The organism is Enterobacter sp. PP-008-ECC_S150 (assembly GCF_045257065.1).
Classification (GTDB): Bacteria; Pseudomonadota; Gammaproteobacteria; order Enterobacterales; family Enterobacteriaceae; genus Enterobacter; species Enterobacter chengduensis.
Genome location: NZ_JBJHHG010000028.1, coordinates 1 through 24507, shown reverse-complemented (window position 1 = coordinate 24507; position 24507 = coordinate 1). Strand labels below are relative to the sequence as shown.

Genomic DNA, 24507 nt, shown 5'->3' with positions numbered 1-24507 from the left:
ACCCAGCGGCCTGATACCATCCGCTCATACCGAAACGACGAGGTTCCAACAACGGGAATACCGCGTAGTTGCGGGAGACGGTTGTTTGCCGTTACACTGTTCATGCGTTAGTTTCTCCACTGATACGACACGCCAAGACGCCCGGAGCTGCACACTCGCGGGCGTCACTCATTTCTGGCAGGCAATAAACTCGAGAGATCAAGTTCAGGAATGTCATGAGGGTGACCCTGAATTGATATGCGATATCGTTAAGGCTCTGCCATTCGCCTTTGTCTACAACGCCATCTTCGATGTAATGGCGGTATGCATTGACTAACTCGCCAAGCCGACCCACCAGCTCAGCCAATTTCATCCCAATCTCTTCGTTCTCATCATCTGGTACAGCGCCAGGAACATGGATCCCGTTATCGGTTTCACGAGAGAACACATCGGCGATATAACTCACACCAGCAGCCTTTTGCAGGACCATAGCCCAACCCATAGGGAAGATCTGATCTCCGCCAGTGCGTAGACGGTTGAACAGAGCATCCTGGGTTACGTCCAGGATTTCGGCAGCCTCCACATATCCACCCGGTAAAGCTGCAATCGTCTTACGGACTGCGGCCACCAGCCAGGCTGGTTGTTTTTCTACTTTCCAGTGTTCATTGCCCACGGCTAACCCCTTATCTCTGTGGTTACTACTTCTGTTGGGAGTTGTTAAATTTGCTGTAAAGAGAGGCGTCGTATTTCAGCTTTCCGTTAGTAATTCTTTCGATGAAAAGAGCCTGCTTTTCTGGGATAACATCTCCCCATTGACAAACGGCGCTATGAGTCACCCCAAGAGCTACTGCGGTTTTAGAAATGCCGCCGTAGTATTCGACGACTGTTCCTTTATGCATGATTTGAATCCTCATTAGTTAGCATTCTTACATCGTATATGGTCAGCATACTTACGTCAATGAAATGTAAGATTGCTAACGTGCGTTCCGAGGAGATTTTATGGATACCGTTGGCAGCAGACTTAGATTCAGAAGAAAGCAGAAAAAACTTACTCAGCGCGATGTTGCCGAGTGGGCAGGAGTAAGCGCGTCTGCTGTAACTCAGTGGGAAAGCGATTTAACCAAGCTTTCTGGCGAGAATTTGATATTGGTTTGCAAATGCTTACAGTGCTCACCTGAGTGGTTAGTTTTTGGTTCAGGTGATATCGAAAATGGCATTAACATCAACTTAATGTCAGCCAGGGAGATTCCTCTGTTGTCATGGGTGCAGGCTGGAAACTGGACGGAGGTAATTGGCAACCCAGGGAATGAGCTGGTAAAGACGACTCGAAAGCTTTCTGACTCAGCGTTTGCCTTAAGAGTTAAGGGTGATTCAATGACATCCAGTCATGAGCTAAGCATACCTGAGGGCTCTATTGTGATTGTAGAACCGGAGTTCGGCTTTGTGGATGAGGCAAACGGCAAGATTGTTGTGGCTCAAACGGTATCTGGCGGAGAGGCGACTTTAAAAAAATTAGCGATAGACCCCCCGTTTTCTTACCTAATACCTCTCAATCCTGCATTTAAGCCGATAGAGGTAAATCAGGACACAAACCTGATTGGGATAGTTAAACAAATCATCATTGATCTCTAGGTTTACGCCACATCCATAAGCCCGCCGTTCATGCGGGCTTTTTTATGCCCACAACAAAAAAAGTAAGTTAACTTACAAAATGAACTTGACTACAAATGTAAGATGTCTAATATTAACCACATCAACAGCGAACATTGCGGGTAGCCAGTATGAGCACTAGCGCAAACAGAAAGACGATTAAGTTGCCAGCCGGCGAGACCTTTGCGCCTATTAGCAATAAGTGTAAGAGCTGTGGCTATGTCGAATTGACGCTGCATGTAGATTGCAGCGCCTTGAAAGCTCAAACGCAGGTTGTTGAGGCGGTCAGCAAGCGTTACTTGCCATTAATCGAAAAGGTTACTGGTGAGATTGTCGAAGTAATCATTGGCAAGCTGCGTATCGAACTGAGAGCTCTCGTCTTCAGTTACAACGTGACCACAATTTCCACAGACAGCTCCCGCAAAACTGTCAGAACCTTCAGGTATCGCGGTGCTATCGAAGAGTTCGCCACTGCATTCTGGGCAAGAGAACTTAACTTCGTCCATTTGTAATATCCTTCTTGGTTGTGTGAGAACTCCAAGAATACCACCGAGCCTGATGTGGTGAAAAGACAGGCAAAAGTTTCATTGCTGTGTGTAGTCTTGGCGGTCGGCAGTTGTGAATGTCCTTAATGTCGACCGCCCCTTTTACACAACTGAAAGCGCGTTCAGCCGGTTCCTTGAGAGGCCTCAGTCGTTAAATCAACTCAGGGGAACGCGCTCCCAATTGTGGAGAAGCTAACTGGCGGTGGCAGCCGCCCGTTTCACTAAGTGCCCTGGTTGGGTGCTTACTAAAACGAAAACCATTTAATTTTTGTCGCCATCCGGCGAGGGATTCGTGCAACCAAAAATCAGCGCTGTGCAGAGCGCTTATAACACGGAGAAACTAACCATGACGAACACACAGAACGTCACCGAGTTACAACCACGCATGACCAGAGAGCAGCTTATTGACGCAGCTCGTAAGGCAGCCCCTCTCCTTCCAGCCGCTTACGGCTGGATGGTTAACGAACTGGCTACACGCCTTGATGTTACCAGCGTTGCTCTGTGTGAAGCGTTGGCGCAGCGGAAGGAACTGGCTGAGCAGAACTCCACCCTGCGTGAGGACGTTGCCTGCTGGGCCAAAGAGTGCGACCGCATCGAAGAGCGCCTCACCAAAACGCCTGCCAACATGCACCTGCTGGAAGCTCAGCGAGAACTCCGTGAGCTGCCTCGTGTCGTCATTTCTATGAATAACGAGGTTTCTCTCTGATGGCTAACTCATTCAAGCAAATGACCAAGGCCGGTGTAATTAAGCGCACCGATACCGGGATGTTTATCGCTCTTTCAGATATTCACGTCCGCGAAGGTTTCAACAAGCGTGAAGATGATGAACGCACGCGCCAGGCTGATGATGACCTGTTCAACTACCTGATGAACGGTGGTTCAGTTCCACCGCTGGAAGTTATCGCCCGTGATGAAGGTGGTGTGTGGGTTGTTGAAGGTCACCGCCGTCGCCGCTGCTATGCACGCTGTGCTGAAGCTGGCAAGCCAGTAGACCGCATCCACATCATGCCGTTTAACGGTAACGATGTTCAGCGCCTGGCGCGCATCATGACAAGTAACAACCAGCTGCCACTCTCCGATATGGAACAGGCTGCAGTTATTCAGGAGCTGCATAACGCCTTCAACCAGACCACCAGCGAGATCGCAAAACTGGTCAATAAGTCAGTGGCCACGGTAGAGAAGTTGCTGCTCCTGAGCACGGCGAACCATGACGTTCAGCAGGAAGTTAAATCCGGTGCTGTGTCAGTCGATGTCGCTGTTGATCGCGTTATGGAGTATGGCGAACAGGCCGGAAAAGTTCTCCAGCATGATAAGGCTGTAGCGGCTGCCCAGGGCAAAACGAAAGTTACCCGCAGTTCTATCGCTCCGGAACTCAGCGTAAAGAACGCGCGCCGTTTCGTTGAGTTGATGGCCCAGGCCTCGATCAGTGATGAAGGTGTTTTCACTTTAGAAGGCGCGGCTCTTGCTGAAGCGCTGGCCATTATGGACGAGCACAAAGCGATTGCTGAGGCGCGTGAGACATATCGTCTTTCCCAGCCAGTGCCTGAAACAGAGGTAGTAGGAAAAACGCTTTTCGTGAAACTGGAAGGGATTGAAATCGGAACCGCGCAAATCTATCGCGGCAAGAACGTAATCCTGAATGGGATCGTCACAAGCCAGTCAAAAGCAGTGGCCCACTTCGTTAAGCAGCACAAGCTCCAGCAGGAAAATAATCATGACAGCCAATAAACCAATGACCGGCGAACAGCTGGATGAACTTATGACTGTTGCAGTCAACATGCAGCGTGATTCTGAGACCGATTGTAACCGCCCTTCCGCTATGTTCGCTTATGCAGTTCAGGTTGCTGTTCTGGAACTGCGTAAGGTTCGAAATGATGCTGCTGCGCTGGCTGCGGAGATTGCGGGTCTGAAAGCTGCGATTGGTGCAACTATCAGATGGCAGCAATCAACCGATCCTGAGAACGTCGAAAGCGTCAGAATGCTGGTCGATATTAAAGCCCCGGCAACGGACGCTTTCCTGGCTGAAGTGCGGGCGCAGGGTGTGGATATAGCTATCGAGCACCTGATTAACAAATTCGAAGGCGCAGGGCGCATTGGCGTTCCCGTAATGGCTCTGGAGTGGTTGGCGAAGGAGCTTCGCAAAGGAGTGCAGCTATGAAACTAAAAATGCACACGCCGGACGGCTCAGTGATTGTTGAAAGTAACTTGGTAACGCAGTTCTACCCCGATTTTGAAAGCGGCGGCGAGCTGACCATCATCGAAACGGTATCGTCTACTGGTGAAAAATTATGTGTGAAGGTGAAGCACTCTTTTTATCAGGTGACAAGCGCACTGGCTACAGCCTGGAGCGTTGACGAAAAGAAAGCAGAAGGAACCGCAAAATGAGCACTCAAATAAAACCTTGCCCGTTCTGCGGGAGCGAAAACGTAGAGGCGTTCGCGCAGTACGAAGAGGATTGCCCTTACCAGTCGGCAATTGTTCGCTGCCATTCTTGCGACGCGCAGTCTGCTCAGATGGTTGGTGCTAACAAAATCAAAATGGCTATTGATGCATGGAACAAACGTGTCGGGGAGGCAGCCCAATGAGCAACATCGACAAACAGGCGCTGCGTGAAGCGGCGGAGAAGGCGACGCCTGGTTTATGGGTATACCTGCCGAAAAATACCAGCATTGAATATGACTATGGTAGCGATGATTCGCAGGGCTCAATTACTTACATGGATAGCGGTGATTTCACGCAAAAGCAGACTGACCTGAATGGAGCTTTCATCGCCGCAGCAAACCCAGCAACCGTGCTGGCGCTGCTGGATGAGCTGGAAGCCAAAGATAAGCAGATTGCTGAGTTGGAGGCACCAGCGCCTGAATTGAAAATGGCGCACCTCATAAACAAATTCTACGAACGCTATCCGCTGACACAATTCAAAAGCGATACGGAGCGTAGTGCGGCGCTGGGTTATTTCATGGCTGGTGCCGAACTGCAGTGCTTCGGTGAATTTATCAATTACGCCGAACTGATGGGAGATGAGTAATGGAATTCACCAAAGAGCAGCTAATCGAGCACATTAATTGCAGAAAGGAGTTTGCGGATGAATGCGCAGCTGATTCGACTTTACATCCGGAACGCAGAGAGTATTACGAATTAACAGCGGAAGCCCTGCGTATCGCGCTGGCATCGCTCGAAGCGGAGGCTGTTGGCTACGTCGACGCTGAATACGCTGAACTGCTCAGGTCAGGGCATATCGAATCATGTTCGGTGTATGCCGAACCGGGAGAAGGATGCTGTCCTGTTTACACCTCCCCGCCAGCGCCGGTATCTGTGCCTAAAGATATTCCCGACAGCGTTTATGATGTCCTCTGTCAGGCATGTGGCGGCGGAGAAAAGGCTTGCGATTTTGCGGATGAACTTTGGAATGCCTGCCGCGCCGCCATGCTTCAGGGTGCCGAAAACGCCGAGTCGCCCACCACCATGCAGACCGCGCCAGCTCTGGATTCTTCGCCAAAAATTGCCGAGTCGCCCAGCAGCAACTCTCCCGTAATTCCGGATGGCTGGAAACTGGTGCCGGTTGAGTTGACCGGGGCAATGACCAACGCAATGACAGATGCGATCCTTGATGACCTGCATAACGTCGATGTATGGCGCAGTGTACTCGCAGCAGCACCGCAGCAGGAGGTGAAGCCGTGAGCAAACCAGAAGCGCTGAAATACGCAACGATAATTGGCTTTGGGTTAGCTGCTGGCCTTCACCTTTACGTAGCCTGGGCATCTCTGCTAGAGCTTGCCTGGGTTGCAGTTAAGGGGGTGTTTAATCATGGCTAACCTGCAACTTGCTGTTAACGGTGAATACTTCGACCAGATGAAGTCCGGAGAGAAAACCGAAGAGTATCGTCTGGTAAATCCGTACTGGTGTCGCAGGCTATCTCATGGTCATAACCAGCAATTACCTTGACGCTTCGACCGCCTGATTATCACACGCGGCTATCCGAGGCGCGACGACGCGAACAAGCGTATCGACGTTCCGTATGCTGGTTACGAAGTGAAGGTGATAACACATCCGCACTTCGGTCCCGACCCGGTCAAGGTCTTCGCTATTAAGGTGAATATCGATGCCTAACCCATTCGACGTGATTATGTTCGTGCTGCTGGCAATCGGCGCACTTCAGCAAATGGGGTGGCTGCCATGGTGAGCAAACTCAAACAGCGGCGCATGCGCCGCCTTAAAGCCGATGTAGCCTGGTGGCGCGAGGAGGCAGAGGATTGCCGCTCCCGCCTGCTGGAACTGGCCGGAGAAGTAGACAGACTGAAGAAGCTGGTTATCCGCGTGCCGATGCCGGTGCTCATGCCAAAGGAAATGGTCCACCAGCTCTATTACACCGAAACAAATAGATGTCGTACCTGCAATGATGGGCTCCGTGGTGGTTGCTCATCTTGCATTTTCTATAAAAGATAGCCGGGTGCAGCCGGTTAAGTGGGGAGCTATACGATGAGTGGACAAAGCCAACGTTTTCTTACCCCTGATGACCTCTATCAGCTTACTGGTTATCGTCGCCCTTCCCTTCAGTGCCGAGCGCTGAAAGAAAGCGGTGTATTTTTCGTGCCACGAAAAGACGGCAGGCCAGGAACTACATGGGATCATGTAACTAATCCTGCAGGCCTAAAGTTGGTAGTGAACAATCCAGAGGAAGAAGAACCAAACTTTAAGGACATGTAATGCCCAGAATCCGCAAAAACCCAGATGATAACTGGATGCCGCCCCGCGTTCGCAGGGGAAAATCAGCATATGAGTTCAGAACGCCTGACGGGAGAACAGTGAGATTGTGCAACCACGATCTCTCTAAGTCTCAGGTTTGGGCCGCCTATGAAAACTTCATCAACGATATCAAGGTAGGTTCAAACTTCCATGCTTTATGCGAAGAGTTTTTTAACTCTGGTGACTTCCATGAGTTGGCAACAGAAACCAGAAAGGATTACCGGAAATATGGTTCAAAGGTAAATGTCGTTTTCGGCAAAATGAAACCAGAGAACATCAAGCCGGAGCACATCAGAAAGTATATGGATAAGAGAGGGGTTAAGAGTAGGGTTCAGGCGAACCGAGAGAAAGCTTTCATGTCGAGGGTGTTCAGGTGGGCATATGAGCGTGGCAAAGTGAAGATGAATCCATGCCAAGGGGTAAAGCAATTTAAGGAGCAAGCGCGCACGCGTTACGTCACGGACAAAGAATATGATGCACTATTCAGCGTTTCGTCAGTGCCGGTGAAGATTGCCATGGAGTTGGCCTATTTATGCTGCGCACGTCAGGGTGACATCCTGGACCTTAAAAAGAGTCAGATACTTGATGAAGGTATTCTAATTCAGCAAAGCAAGACTGCAGTGAGTCAGATTAAAGCCTGGACAGTACGCCTATCGAATGCGATCACCATGGCAGATTCACTTCCGTTGAATAGCGGCATGGTTAGTCTTTACGTAATCCACCAGCAGTCTGGTTCTCGTTATACACGTGATGCTTTTAATGCTCAGTGGATGAAGGCTAAAAAGGTTGCTGCTGAAAAATTTCCTGAGCTCGAATTCAATTTCACATTCCACGATCTAAAGGCCAAGGGGATATCTGATCTTGAGGGAACTCTTCAGGAGAAGCAGGAAATTTCAGGTCATAAAAACGCATCTCAAACGGCGAGATATAACCGAAAAATTTCTGTTGTGCCGGTGGTTGGGGGGCAGTAATGCCCTCTTTCTGTGGCGAAGTCCAATGGCGAAATAATGGCGAATGGCGAAAAACAGGCAATAAAAAACCACCTTTCGGTGGTTTATACGACACTGCTTATCATTGATTTTATTCTATTTTTCCCATGGTAGCCGGAGTGGGACTTGAACCCACACAGCGCGAACGCCGAGGGATTTTAAATCCCTTGTGTCTACCGATTCCACCATCCGGCCAGGGAAGAAAGTGGAGGCGCGTTCCGGAGTCGAACCGGACTAGACGGATTTGCAATCCGCTACATAACCGCTTTGCTAACGCGCCGTAAAACTTTTCTAACTGACACCCGCTGTTGCGCATGTCTTTAATCTGGAGCGGGAAACGAGACTCGAACTCGCGACCCCGACCTTGGCAAGGTCGTGCTCTACCAACTGAGCTATTCCCGCATGTCATCAAGTAAACGTCTAAACACTTGATTTCACTATCGTCCGGCTTGCTGTGCCGCCGTTCGATGCGTTGCATTCTACTGATATGACGTTATGAGTCAACGTTATTTTTTGCATCCCCGGATCGTTTGCTGAAAATTACGGCGAAACGATCACTGATCAAGCAAATCCCCACGCGCGGCGTTCAAATATTGCAGCATGGACCACAGCGTCAGCACTGCCGCCACCCACAGGAGGCCAATTCCCGCCCACTCAACCCAGGCGTTTGGACGCCAGAGCATCCAGACCAGCGCCGCCATCTGCGCCGTCGTTTTCACTTTACCGATCCAGGAGACCGCCACGCTGCTGCGTTTCCCCAGTTCCGCCATCCACTCGCGCAGTGCGGAGATGATAATCTCACGGCCGATCATGGTGGCCGCAGGCAGCGTCACCCACCAGGTATGATAATGTTCAGCCACCAGCACCATCGCGATAGCAACCATGACTTTATCCGCTACCGGATCGAGGAAGGCGCCGAAACGGGTGCTTTGATTCCAGCGGCGCGCCAGATAACCGTCAAACCAGTCGGTTACCGCGGCGATCAGAAAGATCAGCGCGCAGGCGAAGGGTGCCCAGACAACCGGCAGATAAAACGCCAGCACAAAGAACGGTATAAGTACGACACGAAAAAGAGTGAGCAACGTAGGGATATTATATTGCATAGTGACGGTAACTATTTGTTGTCAGTAAAATTTAGCTCTATGTTGCTACAGAGCCCTCAATGTTTCAACGAGTAGTAGATCTTTTCTGCCAGCCCTTGCGAAATACCCGGCACTTTTGCAATTTCCTCCATGCTGGCGTTGAGTAATCCTTGCAATCCGCCCATATATTTCAGCAGCATCTGGCGACGCTTTGGCCCCACGCCTTCGATCGTCTCCAGGGAGCTGGTGTTTTTCACCTTCGCCCGTTTTTTGCGGTGGCCGCTGATGGCGTGATCGTGGGATTCATCGCGAATATGCTGGATAACGTGCAGCGCCGGGGAGTCCGGCGGCAGGCTGAAACCCTCACCTTCCGGCTCGAAGAACAGCGTCTCCAGACCGGCCTTACGATCGGCCCCTTTCGCCACTCCCAGCAGCAGCGGATGGCTTTTATCCCAGCTGACATCAAGCGATTCAAATACCGCTTTCGCCTGGCCGAGCTGCCCTTTCCCACCGTCTATCAGGATCACATCCGGAATTTTGCTCTCTTCGATGGCTTTACCATAGCGACGACGCAGCACCTGATTCATCGCTGCATAGTCATCACCCGGCGTGATCCCGGTGATGTTATAGCGGCGATACTCGGCGCGCAGCGGGCCATTGGCATCAAACACCACGCAGGACGCGACCGTCTGTTCCCCCATCGTATGGCTGATGTCGAAACACTCCATACGCTTCACTTCCGGCAGCTTCAGCAGCGTCGCCAGAGCGGTTAAACGCTGGTGCACCGTCGACTGCTGCGACAGCTTGGTGGTGAGTGCCGTCGCGGCGTTGGTTCGCGCCAGCTTCAGATAGCGCGCGCGATCGCCGCGGGGTTTGGTTTGTACATTGACCCGACGGCCCGCCAGTTCAGAGAGCGAATCGGCCAGCAGGGTTTTATCGTCAAGATTAAAATCGAGCAGGATCTCAGAAGGCAGCGTGCGCATCTGGCTCCCCTGCAGGTAGAACTGCCCGACAAAGGTTTCCACCACTTCACCCAGTTCGGTACCGCCCGGCACTTTCGGGAAATAGCTGCGGCTGCCGAGCACTTTGCCCTGGCGAATAAACAGCACGTGCACGCAGGCCATCCCGGCGTCAAAGGCGACGCCGATGACGTCGAGATCGTCACCGGTATTGGAGACAAACTGTTTCTCTGTGACTCTGCGCACCGCCTGGATTTGGTCGCGGATACGCGCAGCCTCTTCAAACTCAAGCGCGGCGCTGGCTTTTTCCATCCGCGCGATCAGCTGCGTTAAGACCTGATCGTCTTTGCCGGCTAAGAACAGGCGCACATAATCCACCTGCTGGGCATACTCTTCCTCACTCACCAGTCCGGCCACGCAGGGGCCCAGGCAGCGTCCAATCTGGTACTGCAGGCACGGGCGCGAGCGGTTGCGGTAAACGCTGTTTTCACACTGGCGGATCGGGAAGATTTTTTGCAGCAGCGCCAGCGTTTCACGCACGGCATAGCCGTTAGGGAACGGCCCAAAATATTCGCCCTTCGCATGCTTAGCACCCCGGTGCATGGCGAGACGCGGATGGGTGTCGCCGCTCAGAAAAATAAACGGGTAGGATTTATCATCACGCAACAGGACGTTGTAGCGCGGCTGGTAGAGCTTAATGTAGTTATGCTCAAGCAGCAGCGCTTCCGTCTCCGTGTGCGTGACGGTGACATCAATATTCTGAATGAGTGAGACCAGCGCTTCGGTCTTACGGGAGGCCAGGTTGCTGCGAAAATAGCTGGAAAGGCGTTTTTTAAGATCTTTCGCCTTCCCAACATAGATAACCGTACCGCCAGCGTCATACATGCGATAGACGCCAGGCTGGCTAGTTACGGTTTTCAGAAATGCTTTTGAATCGAACACATCACTCACTGACTTAACAACGTCTCCGCATTACACAAACCATGCCGGATGGCCAGATGCGTCAGTTCAACATCACCATGAATGTTCAGTTTACTGAACATTCGGTAACGATAGCTGTTCACCGTTTTAGGGCTGAGATTCAGCTGTTCCGAGATCTCATTCACCTTCTGACCTTTGGTGATCATCAGCATAATCTGCAATTCACGCTCAGACAAACTCGCAAACGGTGATTCCGTTTTCTCGGGTTCAATCTGGCTTAGCGCCATCTGCTGAGCGATGTCGGAAGCAATGTAACGTTGTCCGGCAAACACGGAACGGATTGCATTCACAACCTCCTGCGGCGCAGCACCTTTACTCAGGTAACCTGCAGCCCCCGCCTGCATCACTTTCGCGGGCAGTGGGTTTTCGGTATGCACGGTCAGCATGATGACTTTTGTATCAACAAAGGTACGCGCGATTTTGCGTGTTGCTTCAAGACCACCGATACCGGGCATGTTCATATCCATCAGGACCACGTCGGCCGAGTTGGTACGGCACCATTTTACCGCGTCTTCGCCACAGCACGCCTCACCGGCTACTTTAATACCTTTAATATCTTCAAGAATGCGTCGTATCCCTGCGCGCACCAGTTCGTGGTCATCAACAAGAAGGACGTTGATCAAAGGAAATGTCTCCAGAATAGGGATAACGCTACTGAGTGATAATTTGGTTTATATTAACGGTTTTCCTCACAAGATTAAAACGTTAAAAAACCGGCTATTCGATTTTGCTCTCGTTTTTGGAAATTAGGCTGTACAGCCTCTGGAAAGAGAGCCCGTGCATACTGGGCTTGTGCGGCTTTTTTTAAGCATCTGTATTCAAAAAGTTACAAAAAACTTGCAGCGCTTTCCTGCAAAAGAACAGTTCTCAAATTTTTGTAACAATAATTAACGCCAGACGAACCGGGTATAAACAATTAATAGCCTTAAGTGCGGTTCAGTTTACCGGCACGTCCTGTTTACGCAATTAAACACCTGCGTAAAAGTACGAAAAACAACCGCTGCATTTTTTGCTACAGCTTGTGGTATACTCCGCCGCCTTGACTTTCGTCGTCGCGCTTTAGCGCCGTTTAATAATGAGGAAAATAAATGAGCACACCTGAATTTGCCACCGCGGAGAATAACCAGGAACTGGCACAGGAAGTAAACTGCCTGAAAGCGCTGCTAACGTTGATGCTGCAGGCGATGGGCCAGGCGGATGCCGGTCGTGTGATCATTAAAATGGAAAAACAAATCGCGGAGATGGAAGACCAGGCTGAATCTGCGGTATTTGCTAACACCGTTAAGCAAATCAAACAAGCCTACCGCCAGTAACAAAAAACGGCTGAATGCGGTGCATTCAGCCGTTCGCTCGTCTGTCACGCAGAACGTATTATCCCGTCAGATCAGCCCCGTTGCCGCCGCATAGCACGCGATCTGGGTCTTGTTGGGCGCATTAAACTTCTTCTGCATATTCTTCTGATGGAAGTTAACGGTATTCTCGGAGATGGAGAGAATGATCGCTATTTCCGCAGACGTCTTCCCTTCCGCAGTCCATTTGAGAATTTCACGTTCGCGTTTGCTGAATTTCATTTCGGGTGGCATGACCATCTTATCTTCAAAACGCATCAGCGAAGTTAAGGCCATTTGCACCAGCATTTGCAGCCGCAGTTCTATTTCCTCATGGGCTAATGGCCCTTCCTGTACGCGCGTACGGGAAACGGACAAGAAGCCGAGCGCGTGATTGGGCAACATCAGGCACTGCGTTATTCCTGCGCGTAAACCGTGATCCTGCGCGCTGTGCCATAATTCCTGCGCGTCAGCAAATAATCCGTCGGTCCAGGGTAAATGACCCTGAATGAAATTCTCCGGTTTTAACACCGGATCAATCGCGAAATAGTTCGCGGACTGATATTGCGCCATCCACTGCTTTGGATAAGTGGTTTGCAGCGAGATCTTAGGCCGCGTAAATGGCACAGGATGACGCACGCAGAGCGCGTAATAATCGAATTCAAGCGCCTGCGTTTGTCGCTCTAGTTCCTGATATACCTCGTCGGCACAGGTCAATTCCTGAAACCGGAGGAAGCAATCCCGTCGCCAGCTGAAAAAGTCTGAATCCTTCATACTTACTAAATGAAGCCTCTGAAAAGATAATCATTATTATGGTGAATATAACCTAACACATAAAACTTATTTCTAACTACAAAATATCGGCAATTGTACAATTAACTTTACTATTGATAAGGTTTATCCGAGCCGGACGGAATAAAAAAACATCGGATTGCGCGAAGTAGGAGAATAATTTGCCCCAGCGTAAATTTCTGGAGCAAATTAGTGCAAAAATGCTACTGCATCAGGAATTTTTCAAGGAACTGACGGGTCCGCGGCTGCTGTGGGTTAGCAAACAGGCTTTTTGCCGGCCCCTGCTCCACAATCCGCCCCTGATCCATGAAGATAGCTCTGTCAGCAACGTCGCGTGCAAAGCTCATCTCGTGCGTGACGATCACCATCGTCCGTTTTTCCTGCGCCAGCTGGCGGATGGTGTTCAGCACTTCGCCCACCAGTTCCGGATCGAGCGCAGAGGTCGGTTCATCAAAAAGAATCACGTCCGGGCGCATAGCCAGCGCGCGCGCTATCGCCACGCGCTGCTGCTGCCCACCCGACAGGCGGCGCGGATAGCTGGTCTCTTTCCCCGCCAGCCCAACTTTGGCCAGCAGTTCGCGCGCGCGCGCCGTTGCGTCTTCCTTCGCTTCACCTTTTACAATGACCGGCCCTTCAATAATGTTCTCCAGCACCGTGCGGTGCGGGAAGAGGTTGAAGTTCTGGAAAACAAAGCCCACATGCTGGCGCAGGCGGCGAATCAACCCTTTCTGCTGGCTGAGGGATTTTCCGGTATCAATCGTTATTTCCCCCACCCGAATGGTGCCACCTTCCGGCTGTTCAAGCAGGTTAATGCTGCGCAGCAGCGTCGTCTTTCCCGAACCGCTCGGCCCGATAATCGCCACGACTTCACCCTGCTCGACTTCAAGATCGATCCCGTGGAGCACCGTTTGACCGTGGAATTTTTTCACCAGGTTTTTGACGTCGATAGCACTCATTTTGGATCACGCTCCTGGCGGTTAAGCTGGTTTTCGAAGTAGTTTTGCAGGGCAGACAGCACCGTCGCCATCACCCAGTAAATCAGCGAGGCGGCCAGATACATGGTAAAGACCTCAAGCGTGCGCGACGTAATCAGCTGCGCCTGACGGAACAGTTCCGGTACCTGGATCGTTGCCGCCAGGGAGGTATCTTTCACCAGGCTGATGAAGCTGTTGCTCAGCGGTGGAAGCGCCACGCGCGCCGCCTGCGGCAGAATGGCGCGACGCAGCGTCTGCCATGGCGTCATCCCGATACTGGCCGCCGCTTCCCACTGCCCTTTGTCGATGGAGGAGATGGCCGCTCGCAGCGTTTCAGAGGTATACGCCGCGGTATTGAGCGACAGGCCAATCATCGCGGCGGGGATCGGATCCAGCTCGATGCCAAACTGCGGTAAACCGTAGTAGATCATAAAAAGCTGGGCGATAAGCGGCGTACCGCGAAATACGGAAATGTAAAAGCGCGCCAGCCAGCGTACCGGCAGGATGGGCGACATGCGCATTAATGCCAGCACAAATCCCAGCACCAGCCCGAAGAACATCCCGCCGATACTGAGCTGTAACGTAAATATCGCGCCTTTCAGCAGATACGGCAGAGAATCAATAACCAGTTGAATACTTTCTTGCATTATTATTTTTCGACCTGATTTTTAGACATGAGGATGGTAGGCAAACAGCGCAGGCGCCCCGCCGGTATGGACAAATAAAATCGGCCCTTCATCCTTAAAGCGTTTCTGGGCAATGCCGTCAATCAGTCCGGCCATCGCTTTACCGGTATAGACAGGATCGAGCAGGATGCCCTCGAGGCGCGCCAGCAGCTTCACCGCTTCCATGCCCTCTTCGTTTGGCGTGCCGTAGCCCGGCGCAAAATAGTCATCCCAGAGCAGGATATCGGCCTTTGCCTTCAGCTCCAGCTGCTCTGCGACCGCCTGCTGTAACGTAACCACTTTTGGCTTTTGATCCGCAACGCTGCGGGATACCGTGACGCCAATCAGCTCGACGTCCGGCAGGAGCTGCTCCAGCCCCACTGCCAGCCCGGCATGCGTGCCCGCACTGCCGGACGCGACCACCACGGAGGAGAGGCTCACCGCGCCCTCGCACTGCTGCGCGATTTCCAGCGCGCTTTCCACGTACCCCAGCGCGCCCAGCGCGTTCGACCCGCCGACGGGGATAACGTAGGGGCGAAAACCCTGCGCTTCCAGGCGCGTCGCCAGCTCATCGAGCTGGGCCGTCGGATCGGTCAGCGCATCTACCATTTCCACCTGCACGTTAAACAGATCAAGCAGCAGGCGGTTACCGTTGGTGAGATAGTTTTCAGCCCGCGTGCCAATCGGGTTTTCCAGCAGAGCCACGCAGTGGAGCCCGAGTTTCGCCGCTACGGCCGCCGTCTGGCGAACGTGGTTGGACTGGATAGCCCCGGCAGTAATGAGCGTATCCGCGCCCTCGCGCAGGGCGTCCGCCGCCAGAAACTCCAGCTTGCGCAGCTTATTGCCCCCCATCGCCATCGGCGTCACGTCATCACGCTTAATAAAAATATCGCGCCCTAAATAATCAGAAAATCGCGGCAGGTACTCAAGCGGCGTCGGCGCGCCGATAAACTCCAGGCGGGGAAAGCGCGTTAAATTCTGTAGTGACATGGGTTCTCCGGTAACGCTGACAAAATGTGATATTTTTCATTATGCACGCAGACGCGTAAGAAATAAAAAAGGCGCTTTTAAAAGCGCCTTTTTTTTACGTCAAAGACTTATTTGGTGACGTCTGCTCCGAACCACTTCTCGGAGAGCGCCTTCAGGCTACCGTCTTTTTGCATTTCGGCAATAGCACCATCAACTGCTTTAACCAGGTCTTCATTGCCCTTGCGGATAGCGACGCCAGCTTCCTGACGCGAGAACGGCTCACCCGCTACCGCCAGGGTATTGTTGGTTTTCTTCACCAGATCCAGCGCGGCCAGGCGGTCAACCAGAATGGCGTCGATACGGCCCACGCGCAGATCCTGGTATTTCGTCGGGTCATCATCATAGGTGCGGATGTCCACGCCCTGCACGTTCTGGCGCAGCCACTCTTCGTAGTTGGTACCCAGACCGACGCCGACTTTCTTCCCTTTCAGGTCTGCGGCAGTTTTAATCCCACCTTCGTTGCCTTTCTTCACCAGCGCCTGAATACCGGACACGGTGTACGGCGTAGAGAAGTCATACTTCTTCTTACGCTCGTCAGAAATGGTCACCTGGTTAATCACCACATCAATACGTTTGGAATCCAGCGACGCCAGCATGCCGTCCCATTTGGTCGGCTTCAGGGACGCTTTCACGCCGAGGTGCTTCGCCAGTTCTTCAGCAAACTCCACTTCAAAACCGGTCAGTTTACCGTCATCGCCCTGGAAGCTGAACGGAGGATAGGTTCCTTCCAGCCCGACCAGCAGCGTACCGCGCTCTTTTACTTTATTCAGCAGGTTTTCTGCAGCGAACGTTTTCACGCTCATGCCCGCAACCAGCGCAACGGCCATAACACCCATCAGCGCCTGACGACCCAGAAGTGCAAATTTCATAAATACCCCGATATAGTGGAATTTTTACGTAGTGTAGAGAAATCGCCTGCAACGTCAAAGGCGACTGCGCTACATCTTATTCTTTTTTAATATATATCAGAAGTTGTTCCGGCGTGGGCTTTCTGCTTTATAGCACCCGGCATTTGTACCTTGTATTGCGCATACTTGCGCAGCGCAATTCGGTAGTTGTTGGTGCTGGTCGCAGGCAGCCACGGCTCCAGATTTTCGTCCAGATAACCGGTTTTCAGCAGATCGCGAGAAATATTGTTGACGGTCAGATGTTGCCCAAGGCGACGCAGGCGAACCACATATTCGCGCACGGTGCCGTGGCTCATCTCCGTTTGTTCAAACAGGAACTGCTTGAAGCCGATAATATCGAAGAAGTCGCTTTGCTCTTTGCAGTGGAGATCCCCACAGAAACGGCAAAGCGCCACCCACTCTTTTTGCTCTTCGAGCCATGCTGCTTCGTCCATCAACGTGTCGAGACGCGAAATCGCAATCTTATTGACGATTTCGCCCCGGCGAACCAGCGTGATACGATCGAGTAACTTGTTACAGTGGGCGCAATGCGTCTGGCTGTGTTTAAAGTCTTTCAGGTAGCGGCTTAAAGGCCGTCTTTTAGATTGCTGCACCGTCATGATAACTCCTGGTTGTCAATACGTTGTGCGGCATTTTTCAGGTGAATCAATCACCTATAACTTACCCAGCTTGGTTCGTAAGCGTTTGATGGCCTGGCTGTGCAGCTGGCTCACCCGCGACTCTCCCACCTCCAGAACAGCGCCAATCTCTTTGAGGTTAAGCTCTTCCTGGTAATAAAGGGTCAATACCAGCTGTTCGCGTTCAGGCAGAGCTTCGATAGCCTCCATGACGCGCTGGCGTAAATTCCCTTCCATTAAATGGTGTAACGGGTTTTCCTGCTGGTGCTCATCCGTCACCAGCTCGATGCTATCGCCATGCTCTTCGCGCCACTCGTCATAAGAGAAGAGTTGGCTATTATTGGTATCGAGCAACATCTGACGATACTCTTCAACAGCGATGCCAAGACGTTCCGCCACTTCGGTTTCCGTTGCGTTACGTCCCAGCTCCTGTTCCAGCTGCCCCATCGCATGCGCCACTTCGCGCGCGTTGCGGCGAACGCTGCGCGGCACCCAGTCACGGCTGCGCAGCTCGTCCAGCATCGCACCACGAATACGCTGAACTGCGTAAGTCGTAAATGCCGTTCCTTGCAGAGCGTCGTATCGGTCAACTGCATTCAATAACCCGATACCGCCCGCCTGTAGCAGATCGTCAAGTTCCACGCTCGCCGGCAAACGCACCTGGAGGCGCAATGCTTCGTGACGCACCAGCGGGACATAACGCTGCCACAGCGAGTGTTTATCCATTACACCTTCAGCGGTATAGAGTGAATTCACGATAAACAGCCCTGCGTTAGTTGAGTTATCGGCATGATTATCCGATTCTGCAGGGGTTTTAATCGGGCGAATAGTGGGTGAAATGGGGGGTTATTTCTGCCTTACTCTTTCCCTGCTCCAAATTAACGTGATTGGGACGGACCAGATACTCTACTTTTTCGCACCATCATGAGCGTATTCTGTTCAGCAGAAGAGATGATAAAGCCATGTTTTGAATACAATCTAATAGCCTTTTCTCTGATGCCAAGCACTTCAAGTGCGATCTGTTCAACACCCGCCCCTTCAAGAAAAAGAATACTGTTACACAACAACTGATTCCCGATGCCACATGATTGCCAACCAGGTAGTACGGAGACGTTGGTAATAAATCCGGTCCGATTCTCCTTATTCAGATAAGCCGCAACAAGGCCAATCAACTGGTTATCGCTCCACGCTTCAAAGGTGCAGCCATATTTTTTAATTTTAGCAGCATAGTGTTCAATATTAACCTGTCCCAAGAGATGCTCGACAAAATCGGATTCGCCATCGCGAAGATGCGCTGCAACCTGCATGGCTGTGGCGGTATTAAAACGGATTATCATCGCATCCCCCTTTAACTACTCATACTCCAGCCATGACGACAAAGGTTGATTACCTCATTTTTACTATTAAACATCAGGACATCGATAATTGAGAGCCATGGAACAAACTCAGAACCAAACTGCGGATAACAAAAATTCTTCGGTTGTATAAATTGTAAATTGACACCCTGTAAGTGAAAGCTTTCGCTGTCATAGAGTTCACGACCGCCAGGCAGATTGATATATGTATTCGCTCCCAGGACTGAGCAAATGGACAGTATTTTGTCCTGAGCACGCAATTTATGATCAATGTCGACGTCAGACGCAAGCGTCATTTCACACTCCAGAGATAACAACTGACGCAATACCTCCAGTGAGTAACAAAGATAGGCTGATAAATTATCGCAAGAACAATTTACAATTTTTTCAACCACCGGAAATATCGTATGAAAGTAAGGCGCATGACGGTAGGCTTCAAGAAATTGATTCAGCAAATCTTCACGAATAAAACTCTCAGACAAGTGACGACCGTTGATAGCGAGAAAGCGGGAATCCTTCGCTAATGGAAGAGTAATAATGCCAGGTTGATTGTGTTGCAATATACGATTACGATTGATCCAACCCTGCCTGACGTACTGCACGTTGTCAAATACAATAAAGCGGTCAACCGCTGACATCAACTGAAAATAACCAATATAGGGCAGAAAGTAAGGTTGCATCACTGCAATTTTCACAACTGACAATCCTTATTTATGACTAACTATGTACGACACATTGTGCATTTTTATACGGCAAAAACGTATTTCTAATGATTTCCACGATGCGGACCTGTTTTTCATATGTCAGACCGGGATAAATAGGCAAGCAGAGAATGCCTCGCGAAATCGACCATGCTACAGGAAGATGTCGCGCCTCTGCTGTAGCAAATTGACGGTACATCTGAAACTCACTAATTAGAGGATAGAAATAGCGTCGTGCAAAAATTCCGTGCTGTCGTAAGGCGCTATAGACCTCATCGCGAGCGCTTACACCATTATCCTCAAAGAGCACAGGGAAATAGGCGAAATTCCATTCAATCGAGTTAGCTGGTGTTATGTAGCGAAGTTCCGGCAGCCATTCATCCAGCAACTGTACATACTGGTGATAGATCGCTTTGCGTTCCGCCAGCGCCGCGTCAATATGCTGCAACTGGAGCAACCCCATTGCCGCCTGGATCTCATTCATTTTGCCATTGATACCCGGGGCCATGATTGTGACCTCATCGGCAAAGCCAAAATTTTTCAGATAGTCAATTCGCTGTTTGGTTTTACTGTCATGACAAATAATCGCGCCGCCTTCAAAGGTATTAAACACTTTGGTGGCATGGAAACTCACAACCGAAAGATCGCCATGGTTCAGGACACTGGTATTATTCTCTTTCACGCCAAAACAGTGGGCAGCATCGTAAATAACCTTTAGTCCATATGTATCGGCGATTTGTTGAATACGTACGGTATCACAAGGAATACCGTAACAATGCACCGGTAATATTGCTGACGTTTGCGGCGTGATAAGCGACTCAATTTTCTCAGGGTCAATATTGAATGTAGCGGGATCAATATCCGCAAACACCGGAGTCAGTCCATTCCAGAGCAAACTATGAGAAGTTGCAACAAAAGAGTATGGGGTGGTGATCACCTCGCCTCGGATCCGCAAAGTCTGCATAGCCGTCAGTAGGGCGAGCGTGCCATTAGAGAATAAACTTACGTACTTTACGCCAAGATAACGCGCCAGTGCCTGTTCAAGCTGTTGGTGAAACTCGCCGCCGTTTGTCAGGATCCGGTTTTGCCAAATTTTTTCCAGATAAGGAATAAATTCCTCGAGGGGAGGCAAAAGCGGGCTGGTAACATAGACGTTATCACTCATATGAGAACCTGTGGACTAAGGGATGGTGTCCTATCATAGCGATGAGCAAACAGTTGCTATCGGTAAAACAAGACACCTTTCAGGACTCAATTACCCAAACGGCTTAGCTTTCCGGGTAAAAAACGCCCCGGAAAGCATCCTTTGTTACATAAACAGCTCGCGAATCACCCCAGGGATTGACTCCCGATCGTAAATGAAGGTGCTAATCTCCTGCGGACTAACCACGTTGCTGTCGGCATTTGCGATTTCGTTCTGCCAGACCTGAGGGTCGGCTTTAAGGCGCCGGAAGGGGAGATTGTTGTGCAATGAAGGAACATCGCTAGCCACAATCGCTATCCCACAGGCTGCGAGCTGAACCGCCTGATAATCATCTTTAAAACGGTTGTGGTCGCTGTTCAGCCTGAAAATAATTGCTATGTCGGCTTGCAGCTGATGTAGCTGTTCAGGTGACATCCGTTCCCTGTGCCAGCGAACCGTTTCTGCGACCATCGGCAGCCACGCCGCGGGCCAGGCCCCCAAAATGATCCAATCCACCCTGGCGTGCGTGGCGGCGATAACCCGGCTAATGAATTCTTGCTCTTTTACGGATAACGCTTCAGGTATACACAAAACGCGTCTGCGTTCGGCCGAAGTCGGCCTCGCCGGAGCCACCCATTCACGCCCCAACAACACCGGCAGACACGACACAGGCCTTTTTCGTTTGCTTAACTGAGCTTCACGCTCTGCAGACCAGGTAAGCCACCGCGTCACCACGCTTACCTGATCCCGATCGTTATTACCTGGCCCGGCTGAATCCGCCAGCGCATAAATTCGCAAAGGGATAACCCGGCTCACGGCCGCAAGACGTGCTGAAAGTGCCTTATCAGGGGCATGGGTTAGCACCACAATTTTCGGTTCGAGACGCAATATTTCTGGCACGGTAAGATCGGAAGAATCACGTATCAGGCAGATCGCGTTATCTGTCGACATATTCTGCAGCAAGTCGGCGATACGTTTCGAGTATTCGCAGTCCTCACCATTTTTAAGCAACAGAACCTTCGAGCGCGCCAAGAATGCATTGCCAGACCCGTTGGTCGTAAAAGAACCATGGCGGAACAAGGGACGTTGTAGACTGAGATAGCGGTTATAGGCCGGATCTTCAGTGAAAACATCAGGCATCTCGGCGAGTAATGTCTGGCGCTGGGAGTTCTCGCTGACGCACACCGTTTCAAGAAGCCGTGTATTGTCCGATACCACAACGCTGAACGGCGACCAGACTGCAAGATAACCAGCCCGTTTCAGCTTTAGAGGTAGAATAATATCAATGACGTGCTGGTCGTCATATTCAACCGACAGCCCGCCGACCCGTTGCCATGCTTCGCGCTTGACCAGCAGGCAGTTGCTACTCAAAATGGAATAGTTTTGCTCGCACTGGTAGCGTGACAGTTCGCCTTCTGTTTGCCAGGGTTCCCCTTGACCTACATGCCCGACCCAACCATTGGCCCCAGCAATCATTCCCGCACTCAGCAACCGTTGGTCGGTGGTGATAAATTTTGGCCCTGCGCTTCCTACTTCAGGGCGCATCATATGGCTCAGCAATGTCGTCAGCCAGTTCTTCAAGACAAAAAGCGTATGGAGATCAAGAAGTAAAATAAAATCACCAGTCACATTTTGCGCCAGGAAATTCATGCGACTGGCGTAGTTTTGCTCAGCGCCACAGACGATCGCCGTTAATGGCAACACCTCCTGCATCTGCTTGATGAGATCAATCATTTCTGCGCTGGTATTTTCAGCAACCGCCAGCAGAATCTCTTTGTTCTGCCACTCGGTATTACTTATGAGACTCTCAACACAGCGGATCAGTTGCGCCGGATCATCACCCGCATCAAGCAGAATGCTGACTTTTTCACGTTCTGGCTGTGGATAGCTAATACGCCATGTCAGATTTTTTTGCTGTACAGCGCGGGCCTGAGAAAATCCACGATGCTGCAGATAACGCTGGAGAATCTGTGCTTCTTCGAGCGGAGACGGGAAATCAAATACGGAGGCAGGCACCAGGGTAATAATATCCGTAATATGCCCAATACAGCCCGTTCCCCATTGCAGCAGGTAATCGATCAACGCGTCAAACTCGAAAGCCTGACTAAATTCAGGGTTAAATTTACCCGCCGCCAGCCAACTCTCGCGCCGGAACCAGACGCGTCGTAAATAGCGGTGAGGTGAAGCGAGGAATAGATCGAGATTGAAATCCGGTTTACGTACCGGAGTGATTTCACCACCCTCAGCGCGTAACGCCTCATCCGTATAAATTGCCTGACATTCCCCGGCCTGCGAGAGCATATTACGCATCAACCCAATGCTTGTCGCAGTGTATTCAACGCCCGCGTCGATGCAATGCAGCCAGTCGAAGTCCGCAGTTTCAGCCAGTTGCCTGACAGCACTAACCCAGCTATCTACCGTAACCGCGCGAATATCCATGGTCGTAGCGCGATACCCAGGTTCTGGCGCAACAAGAAGAATCGTGCGTGAATCCACACCCTGACGGGTAAGCGAGGCGACGGATGCCTCGATAGCGCTCACCTGCGCATTCAGGCAAAGGATAACGTGCAGCAGACGGGTTTCTGCTGTAACCGTCGTCGGCAGAGTGCGGTGAGCAATCCAGTGGCTGAACGAGTTGCGCTCCTTAACGTCATCGTGCTGCTGTGCTTTTGCCTGGGTTAGAGACAGGAAGCGATCAAACTGGGTTTCCAGAAGCCGCCTTTTGGCCAAAACAACGTCGCGGACAATCGGTAGACCAGCCCGAATGTCGTCCAGTGCTTCCGGAGAATCGGAGTAACCGAAACCCGCCCCCCCGATATCCTGTAATGATTGCTCGTTCAACGCATAATGCTCATAGCCCGGAACAGACAATGATACGACCGGGCAGCCACATAGCATAGCTAGCAGACAGGTTCCTGACGACTCATAGGTGTAAAGCACGCGCCCACGTTTCAGAAGCATCGCCAGCTCGCGTAATGACAAAGGGTTGCGCATCGACAAAATAGTGATGTTTTCTGGCAACCCCGATAAATCAAGCGCAGATTCAGGGATCCTGTTCAGGTAGAGAAAGTCTTTATCTTTAACTGGCTGATCATCCTGAAAGAGTGAGAGGTCATAACATTCAATCCCCAGAATATTCGGATCGGGTTCTTTGTCTGCAAACTCAGGGCGATACCAGAAAAAGAGATCGTCAGCACCGGCCTCAATGGCGTTTTGCATGATGACCCCTTCCCTGTTTAGCATGTAGCGGACAGTTACCGGCGCAGAAAAAGGATTTCCCGTAGTGACCTCCGGGTAAACAGCAATCCAGGACCTGCCGCTGGAGATGACCTGTTCATAGGCTTCTTGCGTCAGCGCTGGCGCATTCCATTCGGGGTTGACGGTACAACCAACCATCCAGGCACGACCACCACGCTCATTGATCATATGGCATAAGCGATGAAGTACCTGAATGCCCAACGACGATTCACGGTAGTCCGGTGCAGCAATCAGGTAGGGAGAATGAAGATCTATATGCATAGTCATTGTGCCAACCAACCTTGTTGCCAGTCATTGAGTCCATTTTCGCGCAGATACCAGTTGCGCTGTACGGCATTCCGTAGTTCATCCCCCTGGCGGATACGGTAAGCCGCGTCATTGAGGTAAGGCTGAATGGCTTTCATCCAGTCTTTATAACGGTTTTCAACCAGGGTCACCGGTAGACCACAACGATACGGAGCAATATCCGTGGCAACGATCGGTACTCCACATGTACCAATTTCCAGCAGCCGTAAATTACTCTTGCATTCATTGAACTGATTGATTTCCAGTGGAACCAGTGCCAGATCGAGATTCAGGCTGGCCAGCTTTTCGGGGTACATTTCGAAAGGAACGCCAGGGTGGAACTCACAATGGACATTACGCGGCTTCATTCCCATAAAGACCCATTCGACGTCATTCTCCAGCGCCTTAATCAGAGGTAGCAGGATTTGCAGATCCCCTGCATGTGTACTTCCCCCCGCCCAACCAACGCGTAATTTTTTAC

Annotated in this window: 29 protein-coding genes, 3 tRNA genes and 3 pseudogenes; 14 read left to right on the top strand and 21 right to left on the bottom strand. The window is 51.2% G+C overall.

Annotated elements, in window-relative coordinates:
* Positions 1 to 244 precede the first annotated feature (244 nt).
* Together ACJBF3_RS22910 and ACJBF3_RS22905 are read right to left on the bottom strand one after the other, a co-directional pair.
* Positions 245 to 562 (bottom strand): annotated as a pseudogene (locus ACJBF3_RS22910) (YmfL family putative regulatory protein); the annotation flags it as partial.
* 115 nt (positions 563 to 677) lie between these two features.
* Complete coding sequence (locus ACJBF3_RS22905) at positions 678 to 878, bottom strand: Cro/CI family transcriptional regulator (RefSeq protein WP_047716596.1); 201 nt, start codon at positions 876 to 878, stop codon at positions 678 to 680.
* 100 nt (positions 879 to 978) lie between these two features.
* Here ACJBF3_RS22905 and ACJBF3_RS22900 point away from each other — a divergent pair, with 100 nt between their 5' ends.
* The 11 genes and pseudogenes from ACJBF3_RS22900 to ACJBF3_RS22850 all read left to right on the top strand — a co-directional run bounded on the left by ACJBF3_RS22900 (position 979) and on the right by ACJBF3_RS22850 (position 6284).
* The gene (locus tag ACJBF3_RS22900; RefSeq protein WP_047716542.1) at positions 979 to 1611 is read left to right on the top strand and encodes a LexA family transcriptional regulator; all 633 of its coding nucleotides are present in this window, start codon (positions 979 to 981) and stop codon (positions 1609 to 1611) included.
* A gap of 149 nt (positions 1612 to 1760) precedes the next feature.
* A complete protein-coding gene (locus ACJBF3_RS22895; protein WP_159427287.1) occupies positions 1761 to 2141 on the top strand; it encodes a hypothetical protein in 381 nt (126 codons plus the stop codon).
* Between the two features lie 379 nt (positions 2142 to 2520).
* Positions 2521 to 2880, top strand: coding sequence for a hypothetical protein (locus ACJBF3_RS22890; protein ID WP_235836681.1), 360 nt, complete (start codon positions 2521 to 2523; stop codon positions 2878 to 2880).
* Positions 2880 to 3902, top strand: a complete 1023-nt coding sequence (locus tag ACJBF3_RS22885; RefSeq protein ID WP_047716539.1) for a chromosome partitioning protein ParB — start codon at positions 2880 to 2882, stop codon at positions 3900 to 3902. The genes ACJBF3_RS22890 and ACJBF3_RS22885 overlap by 1 nt, the downstream gene beginning before the upstream one ends.
* Positions 3889 to 4332 carry a hypothetical protein gene (locus ACJBF3_RS22880; protein WP_047716537.1) on the top strand — a complete coding sequence of 148 codons (444 nt, stop codon included), beginning with the start codon at positions 3889 to 3891 and terminating at the stop codon, positions 4330 to 4332. The genes ACJBF3_RS22885 and ACJBF3_RS22880 overlap by 14 nt, the downstream gene beginning before the upstream one ends.
* Complete coding sequence (locus ACJBF3_RS22875; protein WP_047716535.1) at positions 4329 to 4559, top strand: hypothetical protein; 231 nt, start codon at positions 4329 to 4331, stop codon at positions 4557 to 4559. The genes ACJBF3_RS22880 and ACJBF3_RS22875 overlap by 4 nt, the downstream gene beginning before the upstream one ends.
* Positions 4556 to 4759, top strand: coding sequence for a Lar family restriction alleviation protein (locus ACJBF3_RS22870; protein ID WP_047716533.1), 204 nt, complete (start codon positions 4556 to 4558; stop codon positions 4757 to 4759). Before ACJBF3_RS22875 ends, ACJBF3_RS22870 begins: the two co-directional genes overlap by 4 nt.
* Entirely contained in the window at positions 4756 to 5202 is a 447-nt protein-coding gene (locus tag ACJBF3_RS22865; RefSeq protein ID WP_047723363.1) for an ead/Ea22-like family protein, read from the top strand. Before ACJBF3_RS22870 ends, ACJBF3_RS22865 begins: the two co-directional genes overlap by 4 nt.
* On the top strand, positions 5202 to 5855 hold the full coding sequence (locus tag ACJBF3_RS22860; RefSeq protein WP_047723364.1) for a hypothetical protein: 654 nt from the start codon (positions 5202 to 5204) through the stop codon (positions 5853 to 5855). Before ACJBF3_RS22865 ends, ACJBF3_RS22860 begins: the two co-directional genes overlap by 1 nt.
* Complete coding sequence (locus ACJBF3_RS22855; protein WP_047716529.1) at positions 5852 to 5989, top strand: hypothetical protein; 138 nt, start codon at positions 5852 to 5854, stop codon at positions 5987 to 5989. The genes ACJBF3_RS22860 and ACJBF3_RS22855 overlap by 4 nt, the downstream gene beginning before the upstream one ends.
* A pseudogene (locus ACJBF3_RS22850) lies at positions 5982 to 6284 on the top strand (ASCH domain-containing protein). Before ACJBF3_RS22855 ends, ACJBF3_RS22850 begins: the two are co-directional and overlap by 8 nt.
* A 45-nt stretch (positions 6285 to 6329) precedes the next feature.
* On the opposite strand, the gene ACJBF3_RS22845 reads toward ACJBF3_RS22850, so the two are convergent.
* On the bottom strand, positions 6330 to 6530 hold the full coding sequence (locus ACJBF3_RS22845) for a hypothetical protein (protein ID WP_159427288.1): 201 nt from the start codon (positions 6528 to 6530) through the stop codon (positions 6330 to 6332).
* Positions 6531 to 6653: 123 nt separating this feature from the next.
* On the opposite strand from ACJBF3_RS22845, the gene ACJBF3_RS22840 reads away from it, so the two are divergent.
* Together ACJBF3_RS22840 and ACJBF3_RS22835 are read left to right on the top strand one after the other, a co-directional pair.
* Positions 6654 to 6881: a DUF4224 domain-containing protein gene (locus ACJBF3_RS22840; RefSeq protein WP_016063584.1), complete on the top strand. Its 228-nt coding sequence runs from the start codon at positions 6654 to 6656 to the stop codon at positions 6879 to 6881.
* Positions 6881 to 7891, top strand: a complete 1011-nt coding sequence (locus ACJBF3_RS22835) for a tyrosine-type recombinase/integrase (protein ID WP_047716522.1) — start codon at positions 6881 to 6883, stop codon at positions 7889 to 7891. The genes ACJBF3_RS22840 and ACJBF3_RS22835 overlap by 1 nt, the downstream gene beginning before the upstream one ends.
* A 126-nt stretch (positions 7892 to 8017) precedes the next feature.
* Here ACJBF3_RS22835 and ACJBF3_RS22830 read toward each other — a convergent pair.
* The 6 genes from ACJBF3_RS22830 to uvrY all read right to left on the bottom strand — a co-directional run bounded on the left by ACJBF3_RS22830 (position 8018) and on the right by uvrY (position 11554).
* Positions 8018 to 8104, bottom strand: a tRNA-Leu gene (locus ACJBF3_RS22830).
* An 11-nt stretch (positions 8105 to 8115) separates the two neighbouring features.
* Positions 8116 to 8189, bottom strand: a tRNA-Cys gene (locus ACJBF3_RS22825).
* 46 nt (positions 8190 to 8235) lie between these two features.
* Positions 8236 to 8311: transfer RNA gene (locus ACJBF3_RS22820), tRNA-Gly, on the bottom strand.
* A gap of 152 nt (positions 8312 to 8463) precedes the next feature.
* Positions 8464 to 9012: a CDP-diacylglycerol--glycerol-3-phosphate 3-phosphatidyltransferase gene (pgsA, locus tag ACJBF3_RS22815; RefSeq protein ID WP_008500348.1), complete on the bottom strand. Its 549-nt coding sequence runs from the start codon at positions 9010 to 9012 to the stop codon at positions 8464 to 8466.
* Positions 9013 to 9068: 56 nt separating this feature from the next.
* The gene (uvrC, locus tag ACJBF3_RS22810) at positions 9069 to 10901 is read right to left on the bottom strand and encodes an excinuclease ABC subunit UvrC (protein ID WP_045326852.1); all 1833 of its coding nucleotides are present in this window, start codon (positions 10899 to 10901) and stop codon (positions 9069 to 9071) included.
* The gene (gene uvrY / locus ACJBF3_RS22805; RefSeq protein WP_013096026.1) at positions 10898 to 11554 is read right to left on the bottom strand and encodes a UvrY/SirA/GacA family response regulator transcription factor; all 657 of its coding nucleotides are present in this window, start codon (positions 11552 to 11554) and stop codon (positions 10898 to 10900) included. Before uvrY ends, uvrC begins: the two co-directional genes overlap by 4 nt.
* Before the next feature lie 465 nt (positions 11555 to 12019).
* Here uvrY and ACJBF3_RS22800 point away from each other — a divergent pair, with 465 nt between their 5' ends.
* A complete protein-coding gene (locus tag ACJBF3_RS22800) occupies positions 12020 to 12244 on the top strand; it encodes a DUF2594 family protein (protein ID WP_008500345.1) in 225 nt (74 codons plus the stop codon).
* A gap of 66 nt (positions 12245 to 12310) precedes the next feature.
* On the opposite strand, the gene sdiA is transcribed toward ACJBF3_RS22800, so the two are convergent.
* The 12 genes and pseudogenes from sdiA to ACJBF3_RS22740 all read right to left on the bottom strand — a co-directional run.
* Positions 12311 to 13033: a transcriptional regulator SdiA gene (sdiA, locus tag ACJBF3_RS22795; RefSeq protein ID WP_045326853.1), complete on the bottom strand. Its 723-nt coding sequence runs from the start codon at positions 13031 to 13033 to the stop codon at positions 12311 to 12313.
* A 221-nt stretch (positions 13034 to 13254) separates the two neighbouring features.
* A complete protein-coding gene (gene tcyN / locus ACJBF3_RS22790) occupies positions 13255 to 14007 on the bottom strand; it encodes an L-cystine ABC transporter ATP-binding protein TcyN (protein ID WP_045326854.1) in 753 nt (250 codons plus the stop codon).
* Positions 14004 to 14672, bottom strand: coding sequence for a cystine ABC transporter permease (tcyL, locus tag ACJBF3_RS22785; RefSeq protein ID WP_045326855.1), 669 nt, complete (start codon positions 14670 to 14672; stop codon positions 14004 to 14006). Before tcyL ends, tcyN begins: the two co-directional genes overlap by 4 nt.
* Positions 14673 to 14693: 21 nt before the next feature.
* Positions 14694 to 15680 (bottom strand): D-cysteine desulfhydrase, encoded by a 987-nt coding sequence (gene dcyD, locus ACJBF3_RS22780; RefSeq protein ID WP_045326856.1) that lies wholly within the window; start codon positions 15678 to 15680, stop codon positions 14694 to 14696.
* 107 nt (positions 15681 to 15787) lie between these two features.
* The gene (gene tcyJ, locus ACJBF3_RS22775) at positions 15788 to 16588 is read right to left on the bottom strand and encodes a cystine ABC transporter substrate-binding protein (protein ID WP_045326857.1); all 801 of its coding nucleotides are present in this window, start codon (positions 16586 to 16588) and stop codon (positions 15788 to 15790) included.
* Between the two features lie 86 nt (positions 16589 to 16674).
* Positions 16675 to 17226, bottom strand: a complete 552-nt coding sequence (gene fliZ / locus ACJBF3_RS22770) for a flagella biosynthesis regulatory protein FliZ (protein WP_008500339.1) — start codon at positions 17224 to 17226, stop codon at positions 16675 to 16677.
* 54 nt (positions 17227 to 17280) lie between these two features.
* Complete coding sequence (locus tag ACJBF3_RS22765; protein ID WP_014170714.1) at positions 17281 to 18000, bottom strand: RNA polymerase sigma factor FliA; 720 nt, start codon at positions 17998 to 18000, stop codon at positions 17281 to 17283.
* A 122-nt stretch (positions 18001 to 18122) separates the two neighbouring features.
* A complete protein-coding gene (locus ACJBF3_RS22760; RefSeq protein ID WP_045326858.1) occupies positions 18123 to 18581 on the bottom strand; it encodes an N-acetyltransferase in 459 nt (152 codons plus the stop codon).
* An 11-nt stretch (positions 18582 to 18592) separates the two neighbouring features.
* Positions 18593 to 19294 (bottom strand): WbqC family protein, encoded by a 702-nt coding sequence (locus tag ACJBF3_RS22755; RefSeq protein WP_045326859.1) that lies wholly within the window; start codon positions 19292 to 19294, stop codon positions 18593 to 18595.
* 22 nt (positions 19295 to 19316) lie between these two features.
* Positions 19317 to 20465, bottom strand: a complete 1149-nt coding sequence (locus tag ACJBF3_RS22750) for a DegT/DnrJ/EryC1/StrS aminotransferase family protein (RefSeq protein ID WP_045326860.1) — start codon at positions 20463 to 20465, stop codon at positions 19317 to 19319.
* A 144-nt stretch (positions 20466 to 20609) separates the two neighbouring features.
* Positions 20610 to 24008 (bottom strand): glycosyltransferase, encoded by a 3399-nt coding sequence (locus ACJBF3_RS22745; RefSeq protein WP_052672173.1) that lies wholly within the window; start codon positions 24006 to 24008, stop codon positions 20610 to 20612.
* A pseudogene (locus ACJBF3_RS22740) lies at positions 24005 to 24507 on the bottom strand (hypothetical protein); the annotation flags it as partial. The pseudogene ACJBF3_RS22740 and the gene ACJBF3_RS22745, both read right to left, overlap by 4 nt.